Raw genomic sequence first — 16,157 nt, forward strand, 5'->3', positions numbered from 1 at the left:
TCAGATAGTTTCAGTCAAAAAAGTCTCGTAACTCCTTCATAATGGCTGCCTCCGGCAGAATATCCAAAGAAGCCAATTGTGACAGATGATGCTGAATCTGCTTGCCATAGCGTTTACTAGAAATGCGATTGTCCAAAAGAATAACAGCTGACTTCTGATGTTCATTGCGCCGGGTCCGGCCAATAGCCTGCTTAAGCCGTAAGATGGCAAGAGGCAGTTGATAATCATAAAAGGCATTCTTACCTTCCCCTTTCAGGCGGCTGTTAATCTTTTGAACAAAGAAATCCTTTGGATTGTCAAATGGAATCCGAGTAATCAGCTGAATAATCTGGTCTTGCTCAGCAAAATCCGCCCCCTCCCAAAAGCTGCCAGAGCCCAAAAGAATACCTGCCTCTCCTCTATCAAAACGCCGCTTGATATTGCCAGCATCGCCATTTTTATATTGGGCCAAATGCGGCAGAGCCAGCAAGTCCGAAACAGTCAAAAGCAAGTCTTTAGAGGTGAAGAGGACGACAATAGGCAGACCAAGTTCTGCCACTTCTTGCAGGCAAGTAACAATCTCTTGCGCAAAATCCTCAGTTGACAAATCCACTACTGCTGGAAAATTCTCATCTAAAAAGAGCTTCTGCAGTGGTTTCTTCTTGGTTTTCAGCTTGTAAAAGTGATAACTTTCAAAGCCTAGCAACTGCGCCAGATTGACCTTTGAGCTGATTTCCAGAGTGGACGAAACCAAGATAACCTTAGCCCTTTCAGTTAAAAAGTCTGTGAAATGCAGTAATTCTGAACGGCCAGCATGCAGTGTCATCAAGCGTTGGTCTGCCAAAACTTCATCAACCAACCAATAATACTGGTATTTGCCACTGAACAAGTGCTGCAGCTCAGGCAGGGCACTAGTCTTTAACTCGGACACATCCTGAAGCAGTCGGGCAATCTTTTCCGGACTTAGCTCAGATGCTTTCTTGCGATGCTTCTCTGCGGCATCAGCCAGCTCAAACTGAATGCTTTGCAAAAGCCGTTGCTGCAGAAGTTCCCCTTCTTCCTGAAGGAGATGATTTATCTGCTGCAGGGTTTTAGATAGATTTATACTGGACTGAGAGAAGCTTTCCAAGGCGAAAAACATCTTCTGGGCTTCATCAACTACCAGAATACGATTGTCCAGCAAAGACTGGTCATCCTCTAAACGCGTCAGCAGGTAAGCATGATTGGTAATCACGACTCGACTGGTGGCCGCCTTGACCTGTCCCAGCCGCCAAAAATCTTCCTCATAAAAAAGAGAATGTTTGCTTAGCTTGCCATCATGACGGATTTCATTGAAGTAGCTTGAAAAGCGATGAGCCTGCCCGATTTCACTCAAATCACCTGTTTTAGTTTCTGTCAGCCAGACTAAGAGTTGTAGCTTGCAGCGATTAATCAGACGGTTGTCATATTCCCTGTCTAGTGTCTGATAGAAATGGTCAAGCTTGAGATAATTCTCCGGACTCTTTAGACTGTGAAAGGAAATACCAAAGACTTCCTCCAACAATCGTCCTTCCTTTTGCAACAGCTGGTCCTGCAGAATCTTAGTCGGAACCGTCACTAGTACTTTTTCCCGGCCTCTAGACAGAATGGGCAGCAAATAGCCAAAGGTCTTGCCCAAGCCTGTCTGTGCCTCTAAAAAACTAGGGACCTGCTGGTCCAGAGCTTCCTCCATAAAACGAGCAAATTTGAGCTGTTCAGACCGCTCTTCTAAGCCCAGCAGGTATAGATTGGTGAGGAAATCCTGCGACAGTTTCTTTTCCGAAGTCAGCTTTTGGGGAAGTCGCAGGAAAATACCATGGCAGGATTGCAGTTCCTTATCTTGCTGATCCGGCATCGTCTGATAAACTTCCTCGATAGCCAAGCGAGACTCATAGATAATGCTGTCCGCCAAAGTTAGCATTTTCTCAACCAAGGCCTTGGATAGACTCTTGATTTTGTCTTGTATTTTTAAAAATAGCTGAGCCGTTGCTTGAGCATCTGCCAGAGCAGTGTGGGCATTTTCCAAAGAAATATCCAGCAAATTACAGAGATTGCCCAAGGAATATTTATCAAAGGTCGGGTAAAAGACCTGAGCCAACTCCACCGTATCCACACGCGGTGTCAGCAAGTCAAACCCTTCCCAGAAAAGAGACTCTGCTAGTAGATTGGCGTCAAACTTAACATTATGAGCGACAAAAATCGCGTCCTGAATCAGCTCATATACCTCAGCTGCTACCTGAGAAAACTCCGGGGCTTTGCCAAGCCGCTCATCATTCAATCCCGTCAGCTCTTTGATATGCTCATCCAGTTCCTCATGAGGATTGACATCTGTTTCATAAGTCTTGGTAATGATTCCATTCTCAATCAGAACAATGCCAATCTGGATAATCTTTGCACTGCTGCCCGTTCCTGTAGCCTCCAAGTCCACAACGGCATACTTATAATCATTTTGTGTCATACTGCTATGATTATATCATAAAAGCCATTCTGAGACATCTGAAAATTTTCAGCCATAGTCTATGAAGCAATTCTGTGCAAAAAATTCTCTTTTCTGTTACACTCAATAGCAGAATACATTTTCCGAGGAAATCAAATGAAGATTCATAAAATTATCAACCTTGTTGCATTTGAAAACACCTATATATTAGAAAATAATCAGGGCCTCCTAGTCGTCGATCCTGGCAGTGACTGGAAAAAGATTGAACGCAAGCTAGAGGAATTAGCTAAGCCTCTGATTGCTATTCTCTTGACCCACACCCATTATGACCATATTATGAGCTTAGAAAAGGTTCGAGAGCACTATGCGGCCCCACCTGTCTATGTGGCTGAGAGCGAAAGCAGCTGGCTCTATACACCGACAGATAACCTATCTGGTCTGGCGCGCCATGCTGATATGGATGATATTATCTGTCGACCAGCAGAAGAGTTTTTCTCCTACGAAACAGACTATGATCTTAGAGGCTTTCACTTCTATGTGCTTGCAACACCTGGCCACTCCATCGGAGGTGTCTCTCTAGTCTTTCCAGATGACCGCCTTGTTTTGACAGGTGATGCCCTCTTTCGGGAAAGCATTGGACGAACGGATCTTCCTACAGGAAACATGGAGCAATTACTGACGTCTATTCGTGAGAAACTTCTGGTCCTACCTAAAGACTATGCTGTTTATCCTGGACATGGTCATGATACCACTATTTCACATGAAAAAATCTTTAATCCATTTTTAGCTCAGTAGCTATTAAAGCAATTACCTATAACAAAAACAGAGTTTGAAAATCTTCAAACTCTGTTTTTTATGATTTGTTAAATCTTCAAGAAGCGTCTCATAGAGATGATAGATCCCAATGATCCGATAAGAATTCCCAACACAAAGAGTGCTGCTATCATAATTGGACTAAAGAGTTTTGGATCAATCATAGAAAGCCCTTGACCTACCAAGCTCTTATTCATAGTCTGGAAGGCTATACCATATGTCAAATATACTACAAGTGACGGAACTGTTGCTCCTAGCAAGCCAATCCATGCTCCTTCAAACAGGAATGGTCCACGGATATAGCTATTCTTGGCACCAACCAAGCGCATGATTTGAATCTCGCGACTGCGGGAAATAATGGTAATCCGAATAGTATTGGAAATGAGGAGGATAGCAATGAAAATCAGAAGCGCTGTCCCAATCAATCCCCATGTTTGGATGAAATTAGAAAACGCAAAGAGATTTTTGGTATTGGTACCACCATTTTGAACCTCAGAAACACCATCAATCTTACGAGCATCTTTTGTAACAGATTCAACATACTTAGGTGCCTTGGTCTCAACAATATAAGCATCGTAAAGAGGATTATTTTCTTCATCAAAAACATCCCACTCACTACCCATGGTCTCTGTTAGCTTATTATACTGCTCTTGCTTGCTAGAAAAAGTAACCTTCTCTACATTTTTCATAGAAGTCAGAGCATCATAGACCTTGTGGTAGTCTTCATTCTGAACTGTTTGGCCTTCTTTTACAATCGTTTCGCTATTGTCGGCAACATCCTTACGCATGTATACCATAACGCGGACATTATTGGAAATATCATTTGCCAACTTGGCTGTATTTAAAATTACTGAAGCAAAGACAGCCACTAAGCTCAAGGTAATCATAACCGAGCTGACAGCCGCTACAGTCATCCAACCATTCCGCGTAAGACTCTTAAGCGACTCAATCAAATGACGAAAAAATCTTCTAATCATCGTATCCGTATTCTCCTTCCGCTTCATCACGTACCACACGGCCATTTTCAATGGCAATAACGCGGTGACGCAGAGTATTTACAATCTGGCTGTTGTGGGTTGCCATCAGGACAGTTGTTCCCTGAAGGTTAATCCGCTCCAGCAGGTTCATAATCTCCCAAGAATTATCTGGGTCCAAGTTTCCTGTCGGCTCATCCGCAATCAGGACTTTAGGGTTGTTGGCAATCGCACGCGCAATGGCAATCCGCTGCTGCTCACCACCGGAAAGCTCATTAGGGAATGAACGAACCTTGTGCTTCAGACCAACCAGATCCAGCACTTCCATAACCCGTTTTTTAATATTGCGGCGACGCTCACCGATAACTTCCATGGCGTAGGCAATATTCTCATACACTGTCTTTTTAGGAAGAAGTTTATAGTCTTGGAAGACGACTCCAACCTGACGGCGCAGCATTGGAACATCACGCTTCTTAATCTTAGCTAAGTCAAAATCAGCTACTTTCAGACTTCCCTTATCCAGCTTTATCTCCCGGTAAAGCAAACGAATAAAGGTTGACTTTCCTGCTCCTGAAGGACCTACAATATAGGCAAACTCCCCAGGTTCTACATTAATAGACACACTACGAAGGGCAGTGGTCCCGTTGCCATACTTCTTGACAACATCTTTCATTTCAATTATTGACATCTATTGAAATTTCCTTTCAATCTAATTCTAATCTCTTACATTTCCTAGTTCAAACGCCATTTCAAATAAGCGTCGATGAAACCATCCAAATCTCCGTCCATCACCTTGTCCACCTGTGCTACTTCGTAACTGGTCCGATGGTCTTTAACCATGGTATAAGGCGTAAAGACATAGGAACGGATTTGGCTGCCCCAGGAAATTTCCTTCTTATCTCCCTTGAGTGAATCGACTTCAGCTGCTTGTTTCTCTTGCTCTAGCTGATAAAGCTTGGCCTGCAGCATCTTCATCGCCCGATCACGATTTCCATACTGGGTCCGGTCAACGGTAGACTGCACCACGATTCCTGTAGGAATATGCGTCAGTCGCACACCAGTCGAAACTTTATTGACGTTCTGCCCGCCGGCTCCTCCCGAGCGGAAAGTGTCCATCTTAATATCGTCATCGCGAATTTCCACCTCAATGGTGTCATCCAGCTCTGGCATGACCTCTACTGAGGTAAAAGAAGTATGGCGACGCTTAGCTGAGTCGAATGGCGAAATCCGGACCAAACGGTGGACTCCCATTTCTGACTTGAGCAGACCATAAGCGTGCGGTCCTTCAAATGAAAGTGTAACCGACTTAATGCCTGCTTCATCTCCAGCTTGATAGTCCAAGACCTCAACTTTGAAGCCCTTGGCATTGCCAAAGCGTGTATACATACGCAGCAGCATATCTCCCCAATCCTGGGCCTCTGTACCACCAGAGCCCGGGTGAATTTCAAGGATGGCATTGTTATTATCATAAGGCTCAGATAGGAGCAGGGTCATTTCATAGCTGGTCATCATTTTCTCGAGTTCAGCCAGCTTTTCTTCCAACTCACCCTGAACCGACTCATCTTCAGCCAGAAAATCAAGCAAGATTTCCGATTCATCAAAAAGCTCGGTCATTTGATGGAAATTTTCATAGGTTTGCTTGAGTTCATTTAGCTCTTGAGAAGTCTTCTGGGCTGCAATGTTGTCATCCCAAAAGTCGGGTTCTGTCATCTTATTTTCTAAGATGGCAATTTCTTCTTCCAGACCTTCTAAGTCAAAGAGACCCCCTGAAAGAAGCTAATTTTTCACGATTTGCGTCAATCTTTTGACGAATTTCTGAAATGTCCATAAATACCTCTTTTCACATATCGTTTAATTATAACATAAATTAAACAGTTTGCCTAATCTCACATTCAGCAGCTTACATTTTATCGGATTTTCCCTAGCTAGGCAAGACAAGCGACTCCTTGTCACTTAATTGTTAGAAAAGTAATATAATGACATGGGGTTGGAAGAATTATTTCAAGCCTTCCTAGACTTCATCTATGGATAAACGAAATACAAAATTACGATAATTTATGAGGTGTTTAGATAAAAGGGAGAAACTCCATAGGACCTTAAGCATTTTCAAGTTTTGAAAAATATGCTAGACTAAAATTATGACAAGAATCGGATTTATGAGCGACCTCCATCTGGACTCCAACCAGTTTGGAGATTTTGAGCGGCAAGTTCTTCGCCAGCTTTTAAAAGAGGAAGGGATTGACCACCTACACATTGCAGGAGATTTGTCCAACGACCTGACCAAGATCAGTTTGCCCTTTCTTGAAACTTTGAAGCAAGAGATTCCCCTCTCTTTTAATCTGGGAAACCACGATATGCTGGGACTTTCTGAGCAAGAAATTTCAAACTATGATTTTCAGATCCAGCAATTTGGCCAGACCAAGCTCATCAGCTTTTCTGGCTGGTACGACTACAGCTTTGGTCCAGAAAAAAGCAAGGAAGAGCATCTGAGAACCAAGACTAATTTCTGGTTTGACCGCAGATTGGAGCGTCAACTCGACGACCCTAGCATTACAGCTCAGACACTGCAAGAGTTAGAAAAACTGCTGATGACTTTAGATGGTCCCATTATTGTTGCTCTGCATTTTGTCCCCCATCAAGACTTTCTATACGACCATCCCTACTTCCAGCGCTTCAACGCCTTCCTAGGAAGCCAAGCTTTTCATCGGCTCTTTGTCAAATACAGGGTGAAAGAAGTGATTTTTGGTCATCTCCATCACCGCCACCAAAGCCGTGTTATCGAAGGTGTCCGCTACCATATGCGTCCTCTGGGCTATATCCGCGAATGGGAACTGACTCGAAACTTTTTTAATGACTTTCCTCAGTATAAAATTCCCCAGATGTACCGCCTGCACAAGCGTTATAATGCTGTTAAAGATTTAGCCGAATTTCGAGACTATAAGAAAAAACACCTAGCAGACGAACTGCGAGATGCTTTAATGGTGATTGAAGTTCAGTAATGGAAATGTTGAATTGCAGCTCTCAGCTCATCTGAGAGCTGTTTTTGCTGTCCAACTGCACATAGACTTCTAATAAACAGGAACGAAAATTGGAAAAAGCAATGAAATCTTGGTTGTTTTCCAATGGAAAACTCTGTGATTGAAGCCACAGTCTAAGTTCATGCTGCGACAGTTTTTTCTTTAAGACAGCTTGATAGAGCACCTGGGCTAAGCGCCAATCCTCATCATTTCCGAAACGGACTGAAACTCTTTTAAAAACTTGATGAATGACCTCTAAAACCTCTGGCATCCTACTGGAGAGAAAGTCCGGATGACAAGCCACTTCTGTCAATAAGTCTGCTCCATGAGCGAAGGCATGAACCCAACCGTATTTTCTAGAGTAACCTCTTGTGTCTCTTTCTACTGACAAGTAGATTAGCCCCTTATCTAGTAAATATTTTCTTTCTTGCACTGATAAAGCTTGATAATACGAAGAGTTTGGATTGCCATCACAGTTTAAGAGATTGGCATAAAGTAAAGCCGTGAAGGAACGTGTTAAGGTAGCTTGCCCATTTTTATCACTCTCGTAAAAAATTCCTTGTCTTTTGACTGCTTCTTGAGCCAAGAAACGAAACTGTTCAGCTGAAAACAGGCCAGCCTGAAGTCCCCTCGCTAAGGACGAAAAGACTAACTCATCACGGATTGTCGCTTCTGGATGACCAATATGATCCAGTAACCATAAGATTTCTTCCTCATAATATAAAGGAGAAGCTTCTTCCAACTTCTTTCGTAAGCTTTGATACATACTTTCACCGTCCTTTCGAGTTGCTTTCTTTGAATTTGATTATACCGCCTTGTACGCAAAAAAGCCATCCGAAGATGACTTTTTGCTGTTAAATAGCATTCTTTTCCATACCTAATTTACGTTGGATGAACTTAACAATTTCAACAATGACAATCATGGCAAAGCTACCAATCAGAACAACTGTCCATTGTGACAAGTCCAGCTTGGTCACATGGAAAATCTTTTCCAGTGGATCAATTACAATGGTTGAAATCAATAGGATGAAAGAAACCAGGATAGACCAGTTAAAGGTCTTAGACTTGAATGGACCAACTGTAAAGATAGACTGGTAAACAGATTTTACATTGTAAGCATGGAAGAGCTGGATGAGACCAAGCGTTGCAAAGGCCATTGTCAGAGCGTCCGCATGGATAGCCTTGATATCACCGACATGGACGGGATTAGAGATAGCATAACCATAAACCGCCAGAACTAAAGCCCCTTGCAGGACACCCTGATAGATTATAGAGCTCATCACTCCACCTGAGAAGAAGCTAGACTTACGGCCACGAGGTTTATGACTCATGACACCTGGCTCAGCAGGTTCAACCCCCAAAGCAATGGCAGGGAAGGTATCCGTTACTAGGTTAATCCAAAGCAGATGAACTGGCTGCAGCACATCCCAACCAAAGAGGGTTGCTAAGAAAATAGTCAGCACCTCAGCTGTATTAGCTGAAAGGAGATACTGGATGGTCTTTTGAATATTAGAGAAGACCTTGCGTCCTTCTTCCACGGCTACAATGATGGTCGCAAAGTTATCATCTGCCAGAATCATGTCAGAGGCACCCTTAGATACTTCTGTACCTGTAATACCCATACCGATACCGATATCGGCTGTCTTCAAAGCTGGTGCGTCATTGACACCATCACCTGTCATGGCTACTACCTTACCTTGGTTTTGCCACGCTTTGACAATCCGTACCTTGTGCTCAGGAGAAACCCGGGCATAGACAGAGTATTGGCCAACAACCTTTTCAAATTCTGCATCAGAAAGCTCATTGAGCTCTGCACCAGTCAGGACATGGTCTTCAGTATCTCCTTCTTCGATGATACCCAAACGCTTAGCGATAGCTTCAGCTGTATCCTGATGGTCACCAGTAATCATAATCGGACGAATACCAGCTTCTTTAGCGACGCGAACAGCTTCTGCTGCTTCTGCACGTTCTGGGTCAATCATACCGATTAAACCAGTAAAGATTAAATCGTTTTCTAGACTTTCAGATGTCAAGTCAGTCGGAACTGCATCAATAATCTTGTAGGCGCCAGCCAGCACACGCAGAGCTTGGTGAGCCATGTCTGAGTTGTTAGACTTAATCAGCTGTGAAGTAGCGTCATCAATCGATGCAACATCTCCAGCCTTATCACGGGCAACACAGCGTTTCAATAGTTGATCTGGTGCACCCTTGACTGCCACAAGGAATTTCCCATCTGGCAATGGATGGACAGTAGACATGAGCTTACGATCTGAATCAAAGGGCAGCTCAGCTACTCGAGGATATTTCTCTAAAAAGGCCTTCACATCATAGCCCTTGTCCAAAGCATGCTGGATAAAGGCTGTTTCTGTTGGATCACCAATCAGCTTCCCTTCTTGATCAATCTTGGTATCATTGGCTAAGACAACTGAACGTAAGAGAGGCAGCTCCAAGCCAAGTTCAATATCTTGTCCAGCTTCATTCAGGACCCCGTCATAAAAGACTTTTTCGACCGTCATCTTATTCATGGTCAGGGTACCAGTCTTATCTGAAGCGATAATCTCAGTTGATCCCAAAGTCTCAACAGCCGGAAGCTTACGGACAATCGAATTCCGCTTAGCCAGAACCTGAGTTCCCAAAGCCAGCACGATGGTAACGATAGCAGGCAGACCTTCTGGAATAGCCGCAACTGCCAAGGCTACAGAGGTCATCAGTTCATCCAGTGGATTTTTCCCTTGAATGAAGACACCGACTACAAAAGTCACCGCAGCGATCACCAAGATAGCATAGGTCAGAACCTTAGACAGACTATTAAGATTTTGCTTGAGCGGTGTGTCCGTTTCATCCGCATCCTGCAACATACCCGCGATGTGACCGACTTCCGTATACATCCCTGTATTGACAACCAACCCAACCCCACGACCATAGGTCACATTTGAGTTTTGGAAGGCCATATTCACACGGTCTCCAATACCAGCATCTGCAGCTACCTCAACAGTCAAATCTTTCTCAACCGGCACAGACTCACCTGTCAGAGCCGCTTCTTCGATTTTCAGTGAATTAGCTTCTAAAAGTCGCATATCAGCTGGGACAACATCACCGGCTTCCAATCTAACGATATCACCAGGTACCAAGTCCTTAGAATCTACTTCTGTGACATGACCATCACGAAGGACACGCGCAGCCGGGCTGGACATAGATTTGAGTGCCGCAATTGCTTCTTCAGCCTTGCCTTCCTGATAGACACCGAAAATGGCATTGATGATTACGACTGCTAAAATGATTAAAGCATCTGCAATGTCTTCACCACCTGATGTGACAACAGACAAGACAGCTGCTACCAACAAGATGATAATCATCAAATCCTTGAACTGCTCCAAAAACTTCATTAAGAGAGATTTTTTCTCCCCTTCATCCAGTTCATTGCGGCCATAATCAGCTAAACGCTTGGCTGCTTCTTGACTGGACAAACCTTGCTCTGAAGCGTCCAAAGTTTTGAAAATTTCCTCAGGACTCTGGGTATAAAAAGCTTGGCGCTTTTGTTCTTTTGACAATGTATTCCTCCTCTTGGTCTCTTTTATTTCTGAAGTTTTCTGACCACTAGGACTCATCATCTCAAGCCGCACCAGCCATATCCAAAAAGTCAGAAACAAAAAAGAGACCTGTTTATTAACAAGTCTCGCTATTTCATACAAGGCCGGAAATTTCTTTCGTATTGACGACCTTGTAACGGTTATTCCGTTAGCTACTCCCTTGAGTTAGAAACTATTATACCAAATTTTCAAGCTTTTGCAAGGGGAAACATTATGATTTTCAAGAGATTTCTCAGAGAATTGCAGCTAACCCCAGCTAATCTCCATTTCATAGCTGGCAAAAATCTGCTCTCCGTCAACAGTTTTCAGCTGATAATGAAGTTGCAGAACCTGCTTGGTAAAATCAACCTTATAAAAAGGAGTATCGGTCACAAACTGCTGCAAGCCCACAGGTGTATGGATGCCAACCAACGCCTGCCCTTGACTGATGAAGCGCATGATGGACTTAGGCTCAGAAAAGCGCGTCATAACCAACTCTTTATCGTGGAACTTCAGAACTACTTTCTCTCCTTCTTCATTCTTATATAGCAGATAATGATAGTCTCCTTTTTGCGTCCAGTCCGTATCGTAGACCTGATCGATGAGCTCGGTATGCCCGTCCAGCTGGATTTGATTTTTTATTCTGATTTGCATCTTCATCTCATTTCTGTTTTTCTTTCCCTATTTTATCAAAAAAAGGACAAAATTGCTCTTCTTTCAGTTATAGCTTTAATTTTTTTCCTACTATGATTTATGGTATAATGGTAGCATGATTGAAAAAGTATTTCGGGACCCGGTTCATAATTATGTTCATGTGGACCATCAGGTTATTTATGATTTAATCAATACCAAAGAATTTCAACGGCTGCGCCGCATCAAACAGCTGGGCACTTCCGGCTATACCTTCCACGGTGGGGAGCACAGCCGTTTTTCGCATTGTCTGGGAGCTTACGAGATTGCTCGGCGCATCACCAAGATTTTCAATGAAAAATACCAAGACAACTGGGATAGCCATGAAAGCCTGCTGACCATGACAGCCGCTCTCCTGCATGACTTGGGGCACGGAGCTTATTCACACACTTTCGAGCGCCTCTTTGACACCAATCACGAGGACATTACGCGGCAAATTATCACCAGTCCTGAGACGGAGATTCATCAAGTACTGGTACAGGTTTCGCCAGATTTCCCAGAAAAGGTGGCTAGTGTCATCAACCATACCTATCCCAATAAGCAGGTAGTTCAGCTGATTTCCAGCCAGATTGATGTGGATCGGATGGATTATCTCTTGCGAGATTCCTTCTTTACTGGTGCTTCCTATGGGCAATTTGACTTAACCAGAATTTTACGAGTGATTTGTCCAGTAGAAAACGGCATCGCCTTCAAGCGCAATGGCATGCATGCGGTAGAAGATTACGTTGTCAGCCGCTACCAGATGTACATGCAGGTTTATTTCCACCCGGCCAGCAGGGCTATGGAAGTTTTGCTGCAAAATCTGCTCAAGCGGGCCAAGTTTCTCTATCCGGCTCAGAAGGATTATTTTGCGCTGTCATCTCCCAATCTCATTCCATTCTTTGAAAACAGAGTGACCCTGCAGGATTATCTGGCCTTGGATGATGGTGTTATGAATACCTATTTCCAAGTATGGATGACTAGTCCAGACAAGATTTTATCTGACCTGGCTCAGCGTTTTATCAACCGCAAGGTCTTTAAGTCTATCGTCTTTTCTCAAGAAAACGAAGCGCATTTGGATATCATGCGAGACCTAGTTGGACAGGTTGGTTTCGACCCTGATTACTATACTGCTATCCATCGTAATTTTGATTTGCCTTATGATTTCTACCGGCCTGACGTTGAAAAACCTCGGACCCAGATAGAAATCCTGCAAAAAGATGGCAGCTTAGCAGAACTGTCCAGCCTGTCTCCTATCGTTCATTCGCTAGCCGGAACTAGACAAGGCGATAATCGCTTCTACTTCCCCAAGGAAATGCTAGCAGAGACCGGACTTTTCAGCGAAAAAAATCAGACTTTTATGCACTATATCAAAAACGACCAATTTACCTACGGAGAATAATATGTCTATCAAATTAGTTGCCGTCGACATTGACGGCACCCTTTTAAATAACCAAAAAGAAATCACTCCTGAAGTCTTCAGCGCTGTTCAGGATGCCAAGGCTGCTGGTGTAAAAATCGTTATTGCAACCGGCCGTCCTATTGCGGGTGTTCAAAAGCTTCTCGAGGAGCTAGAGCTTAATCAGCCAGGCAACTATGTCGTTACCTTCAATGGCGGACTTGTGCAGGATACTGTTACAGGTCAAGAATTAATCAAAGAAACACTGACCTACGACGACTATCTGGATATCGAACTGCTCGGGCGAAAATTAGGCGTCCACATGCATGCCATCACCAAGGACGGCATTTATACTGCCAATCGCAACATCGGCAAGTACACTGTTTACGAGTCCAATCTGGTCAGCATGCCTATCTTCTACCGCACACCTGAAGAAATGACCAATAAAGAAATCGTCAAGTGCATGTATATTGATGAACCGGAAATTCTGGATGCGGCCATTGCTAAGCTGCCACCAGAATTAGCCGAAAAATATACACTGGTTAAATCAACTCCTTTCTATCTGGAAATTGTCAAAAAGACTGTCAATAAAGGGGCTGCTATCCTTCATCTGGCTGAAAAACTTGGCTTGAGCAAGGAGCAGACTATGGCTATCGGTGATGAAGAAAACGACCGTGCCATGCTGGAAGCCGTCGGCTCTCCTGTTGTCATGGAAAACGGCAAGGAAGAACTCAAGAAAATCGCCAAATATATCACCAAATCAAACGACGAATCCGGCGTAGCACACGCCATTAGAGAGTGGGTTTTAAAATAATGTTTAATTACAAAATTGGAATTTCAGCTCGGGAACACGACGATTTTGTCACGGCTCATCCGCAGGCCAATCTTCTGCAGAGCTCAGCCTGGGCTCAGATTAAGGATAACTGGGCCAATGAGCGCTTGGGCTTCTATAAAGATGACCACTTGGTTGCCGCAGCCAGTGTCCTGATCAAACCACTGCCCTTGGGGATGACCATGCTTTATATCCCACGCGGCCCTATCATGGACTATGGTGACAAGGAGCTGCTGGCCTTTGTTTTGGCGTCGCTCAAGAAATTTGCCAAGGAGAAAAAAGCGCTCTTTGTCAAGTTTGACCCTAGCCTCTTTCTGGCAGAAAGCAAGATGGGTGCTGAATTGCAAGACAAAGCAGAGACAGTTGAGCTGATTCAACAGTTGCAGCATGCTGGAGCCGTCTGGGTCGGACGGACTGAGTCTCTAGACGAAACCATCCAGCCTCGCTTGCAGGCCAATATCCATAAAGAAGATTTTAGCGAGGATCTGCTTTCTAAGAGTACTCGCCAGGCTATTCGTACAGCCCGTAACAAAGGCATCCAAATCCAATTTGGCGGAGCAGAATTACTGGATGACTTTTCAGCCCTGATGAAGAAGACAGAAAACAGAAAAAACATCCACCTACGAGGCAAAGACTATTACCAAAAACTCTTGGATACTTATCCTGAGCACTCCTATGTCACCTTGTCCAGTATTGATCTAAAGGCACGATTGGAAGACTTGCAGGCTCAGCTGACTAAGACACTCAAGGAAGCAGAGAAATTTACCGAGAAAACCAAGCCTGGCAAGATTGAGAATAACCTGCAAGAACAAAAACGCCTCCAAGAAGAGATTGACTTTCTGCAGGACAAAATCAGCCAAGGTGCTACTGTCGTTCCCCTGTCTGGCACACTGGTCTTGGAATACGGCAAAACCTCTGAAAATATCTATGCCGGAATGGACGAGGAGTACCGCCGTTATCAGCCAGCCATCATCACTTGGTACGAAACGGCCAAACATGCTTTTGAGCGCGGAGCAGATTGGCAAAATATGGGCGGAATCGAAAACGACCTCAAGGGCGGTCTCTACAGCTTTAAATCCAAGTTCAATCCAACCATTGAGGAATTTGCTGGTGAGTTCAACCTGCCAACCAATCCTCTTTACCACCTCTCCAACCTGGCCTACACTCTCAGAAAGAAACTGCGCAGCAAGCATTAACAGAAAGGAAGCCTATGACCTTTAAACTTCTCAGCCAAGAAGAATTTATCCAGCATACCTCAGCTAGCTCCCAACGCTCTTTTATGCAGACCGTGGAAATGGCAGAGCTACTGAGCAAGCGTGGCTTCAGTACCCAGTATGTCGGCTACACTGACCCGCAGGGACAGGTCGTGGTGTCTGCTGTCCTCTACAGTATGCCGATGACTGGCGGCCTCCATATGGAAATCAACTGCGGTCCTGTCTCTACCGATGCTAAATACCTGACTCCCTTCTATCAAGCTTTGCAGGCTTACGCTAAAAAAGAAGGCGCTCTAGAGCTCATCATCAAGCCCTACGAGACTTATCAGGCCTTTGACAGCAATGGCCAGCCCACATCTGATGAAAAAGTCGAGCTTATCCAGCAACTGACTGACTTAGGCTTTGCCTTTGACGGCCTACAGACAGGCTATCCAGGCGGAGAGCCTGATTGGCATTATGTCAAAGACTTAGCCGGTCTGACAGAGAAAGACTTGCTCAAATCCTTCAGTAAAAACGGCAAGGCGACCGTCAAAAAAGCGAATACCTTTGGCATCAAGCTAAAAAGGCTGGAACGTGACCAACTCAGCATTTTTAAAGACATCACAGCTGCCACTTCTGACCGGCGGGAATATGATGACAAGCCACTAGACTACTATCAAGATTTTTATGATAGCTTTGGTCAGCAGGCGGACTTTATGACTGCTAGTCTCAACTTCAAGGACTATCTTCAGAACTTACAAAAGGATCAAGAGAAACTGGGCCAAAAAATCCAGAAACTGCAGGCGGACTTGGAAAAGAATCCTCAATCTGAAAAGAAACAAAATCAGCTACGAGAGCTTTCCAGCCAGTTTGACAGCTTTGAAACCCGCAAAGCTGAAGCCCAAGAACTGATTGATAAGTACGGCGACCAAGACCAGATCCTGGCTGCCAGCCTCTTTATCTACACCCCCCAGGAAGCAACCTATCTCTTCAGCGGCTCCTATCCTGAGTTTAACAAATTCTACGCTCCAGCCCTGCTGCAGGAATACGTTATGACCGAAAGCATCAAGAGAGACATTCCATTTTATAATTTCCTAGGCATTATGGGAATTTTCGATGGTTCTGACGGTGTTCTGCGCTTCAAGCAGAACTTCAACGGCTTCATCATCCGAAAAATGGGAACTTTCCGTTATTATCCTAACCCTCTCAAGTTTAAGCTGCTTCAGCTCATAAAGAAAATTCTAAGACGTTAAAAAA

At 44.2% G+C, this 16,157-nt stretch carries 12 protein-coding genes and 1 pseudogene; 6 read left to right on the forward strand and 7 right to left on the reverse strand.

What is annotated here, in order from left to right:
• Positions 1-10 precede the first annotated feature (10 nt).
• The gene (locus D8877_RS06635; protein ID WP_125352800.1) at positions 11-2,455 is read right to left on the reverse strand and encodes a bifunctional DnaQ family exonuclease/ATP-dependent helicase; all 2,445 of its coding nucleotides are present in this window, start codon (positions 2,453-2,455) and stop codon (positions 11-13) included.
• Between the two features lie 135 nt (positions 2,456-2,590).
• Between D8877_RS06635 and D8877_RS06640 the strand changes: the two genes are divergently transcribed.
• Positions 2,591-3,229, forward strand: a complete 639-nt coding sequence (locus D8877_RS06640; RefSeq protein WP_125341645.1) for an MBL fold metallo-hydrolase — start codon at positions 2,591-2,593, stop codon at positions 3,227-3,229.
• Between the two features lie 68 nt (positions 3,230-3,297).
• Here D8877_RS06640 and ftsX read toward each other — a convergent pair whose 3' ends face one another.
• From ftsX to prfB, 3 genes are all read right to left on the reverse strand, one after another.
• Entirely contained in the window at positions 3,298-4,224 is a 927-nt protein-coding gene (gene ftsX, locus D8877_RS06645; RefSeq protein ID WP_125341646.1) for a permease-like cell division protein FtsX, read from the reverse strand.
• Positions 4,217-4,909, reverse strand: coding sequence for a cell division ATP-binding protein FtsE (ftsE, locus tag D8877_RS06650; RefSeq protein ID WP_002895890.1), 693 nt, complete (start codon positions 4,907-4,909; stop codon positions 4,217-4,219). Before ftsE ends, ftsX begins: the two co-directional genes overlap by 8 nt.
• A 44-nt stretch (positions 4,910-4,953) precedes the next feature.
• Positions 4,954-6,049 (reverse strand): peptide chain release factor 2 gene (prfB, locus tag D8877_RS06655; protein ID WP_097677707.1). Its coding sequence is split into 2 segments (ribosomal slippage): positions 4,954-5,976 and positions 5,978-6,049, totalling 1,095 coding nucleotides; the frame shifts between segments, so codons are not numbered across the junction.
• 310 nt (positions 6,050-6,359) lie between these two features.
• On the opposite strand from prfB, the gene D8877_RS06660 reads away from it, so the two are divergent.
• Entirely contained in the window at positions 6,360-7,220 is an 861-nt protein-coding gene (locus tag D8877_RS06660) for a metallophosphoesterase (protein WP_002900641.1), read from the forward strand.
• Here D8877_RS06660 and D8877_RS06665 read toward each other — a convergent pair.
• From D8877_RS06665 to D8877_RS06675, 3 genes and pseudogenes are all read right to left on the reverse strand, one after another.
• Positions 7,214-8,004: pseudogene (locus D8877_RS06665) on the reverse strand (DUF2785 domain-containing protein). The gene D8877_RS06660 and the pseudogene D8877_RS06665 overlap by 7 nt on opposite strands.
• A gap of 88 nt (positions 8,005-8,092) precedes the next feature.
• Complete coding sequence (locus D8877_RS06670; RefSeq protein WP_185760188.1) at positions 8,093-10,789, reverse strand: cation-translocating P-type ATPase; 2,697 nt, start codon at positions 10,787-10,789, stop codon at positions 8,093-8,095.
• 285 nt (positions 10,790-11,074) lie between these two features.
• The gene (locus D8877_RS06675) at positions 11,075-11,461 is read right to left on the reverse strand and encodes a YwiB family protein (protein ID WP_185760189.1); all 387 of its coding nucleotides are present in this window, start codon (positions 11,459-11,461) and stop codon (positions 11,075-11,077) included.
• A gap of 115 nt (positions 11,462-11,576) precedes the next feature.
• Here D8877_RS06675 and D8877_RS06680 point away from each other — a divergent pair, with 115 nt between their 5' ends.
• Genes D8877_RS06680 through D8877_RS06695 form a run of 4 tightly spaced genes read left to right on the forward strand, consistent with a single transcriptional unit; the run spans position 11,577 to position 16,153 of the window.
• A complete protein-coding gene (locus tag D8877_RS06680) occupies positions 11,577-12,878 on the forward strand; it encodes an HD domain-containing protein (protein WP_125341653.1) in 1,302 nt (433 codons plus the stop codon).
• 1 nt (position 12,879) lies between these two features.
• A complete protein-coding gene (yidA, locus tag D8877_RS06685; RefSeq protein WP_125341654.1) occupies positions 12,880-13,689 on the forward strand; it encodes a sugar-phosphatase in 810 nt (269 codons plus the stop codon).
• Positions 13,689-14,903 (forward strand): aminoacyltransferase, encoded by a 1,215-nt coding sequence (locus D8877_RS06690; RefSeq protein ID WP_185760190.1) that lies wholly within the window; start codon positions 13,689-13,691, stop codon positions 14,901-14,903. The genes yidA and D8877_RS06690 overlap by 1 nt, the downstream gene beginning before the upstream one ends.
• Before the next feature lie 14 nt (positions 14,904-14,917).
• On the forward strand, positions 14,918-16,153 hold the full coding sequence (locus D8877_RS06695; protein WP_125352802.1) for an aminoacyltransferase: 1,236 nt from the start codon (positions 14,918-14,920) through the stop codon (positions 16,151-16,153).
• The last annotated feature ends 4 nt before the right edge of the window (positions 16,154-16,157 follow it).

The sequence above is a fragment of the Streptococcus sanguinis genome, from assembly GCF_003943735.1.
Lineage (GTDB): Bacteria > Bacillota > Bacilli > Lactobacillales > Streptococcaceae > Streptococcus > Streptococcus sanguinis_E.

What these genes read in the sequence shown, in the direction of transcription:
- D8877_RS06635 (WP_125352800.1), bottom strand. Translation starts at nt 2,455, where the DNA reads ATGACACAAAATGATTATAAGTATGCCGTTGTGGACTTGGAGGCTACA.
- D8877_RS06640 (WP_125341645.1), top strand. Translation starts at nt 2,591, where the DNA reads ATGAAGATTCATAAAATTATCAACCTTGTTGCATTTGAAAACACCTAT.
- ftsX (WP_125341646.1), bottom strand. Translation starts at nt 4,224, where the DNA reads ATGATTAGAAGATTTTTTCGTCATTTGATTGAGTCGCTTAAGAGTCTT.
- ftsE (WP_002895890.1), bottom strand. Translation starts at nt 4,909, where the DNA reads ATGTCAATAATTGAAATGAAAGATGTTGTCAAGAAGTATGGCAACGGG.
- D8877_RS06660 (WP_002900641.1), top strand. Translation starts at nt 6,360, where the DNA reads ATGACAAGAATCGGATTTATGAGCGACCTCCATCTGGACTCCAACCAG.
- D8877_RS06675 (WP_185760189.1), bottom strand. Translation starts at nt 11,461, where the DNA reads ATGCAAATCAGAATAAAAAATCAAATCCAGCTGGACGGGCATACCGAG.
- D8877_RS06680 (WP_125341653.1), top strand. Translation starts at nt 11,577, where the DNA reads ATGATTGAAAAAGTATTTCGGGACCCGGTTCATAATTATGTTCATGTG.
- yidA (WP_125341654.1), top strand. Translation starts at nt 12,880, where the DNA reads ATGTCTATCAAATTAGTTGCCGTCGACATTGACGGCACCCTTTTAAAT.
- D8877_RS06690 (WP_185760190.1), top strand. Translation starts at nt 13,689, where the DNA reads ATGTTTAATTACAAAATTGGAATTTCAGCTCGGGAACACGACGATTTT.
- D8877_RS06695 (WP_125352802.1), top strand. Translation starts at nt 14,918, where the DNA reads ATGACCTTTAAACTTCTCAGCCAAGAAGAATTTATCCAGCATACCTCA.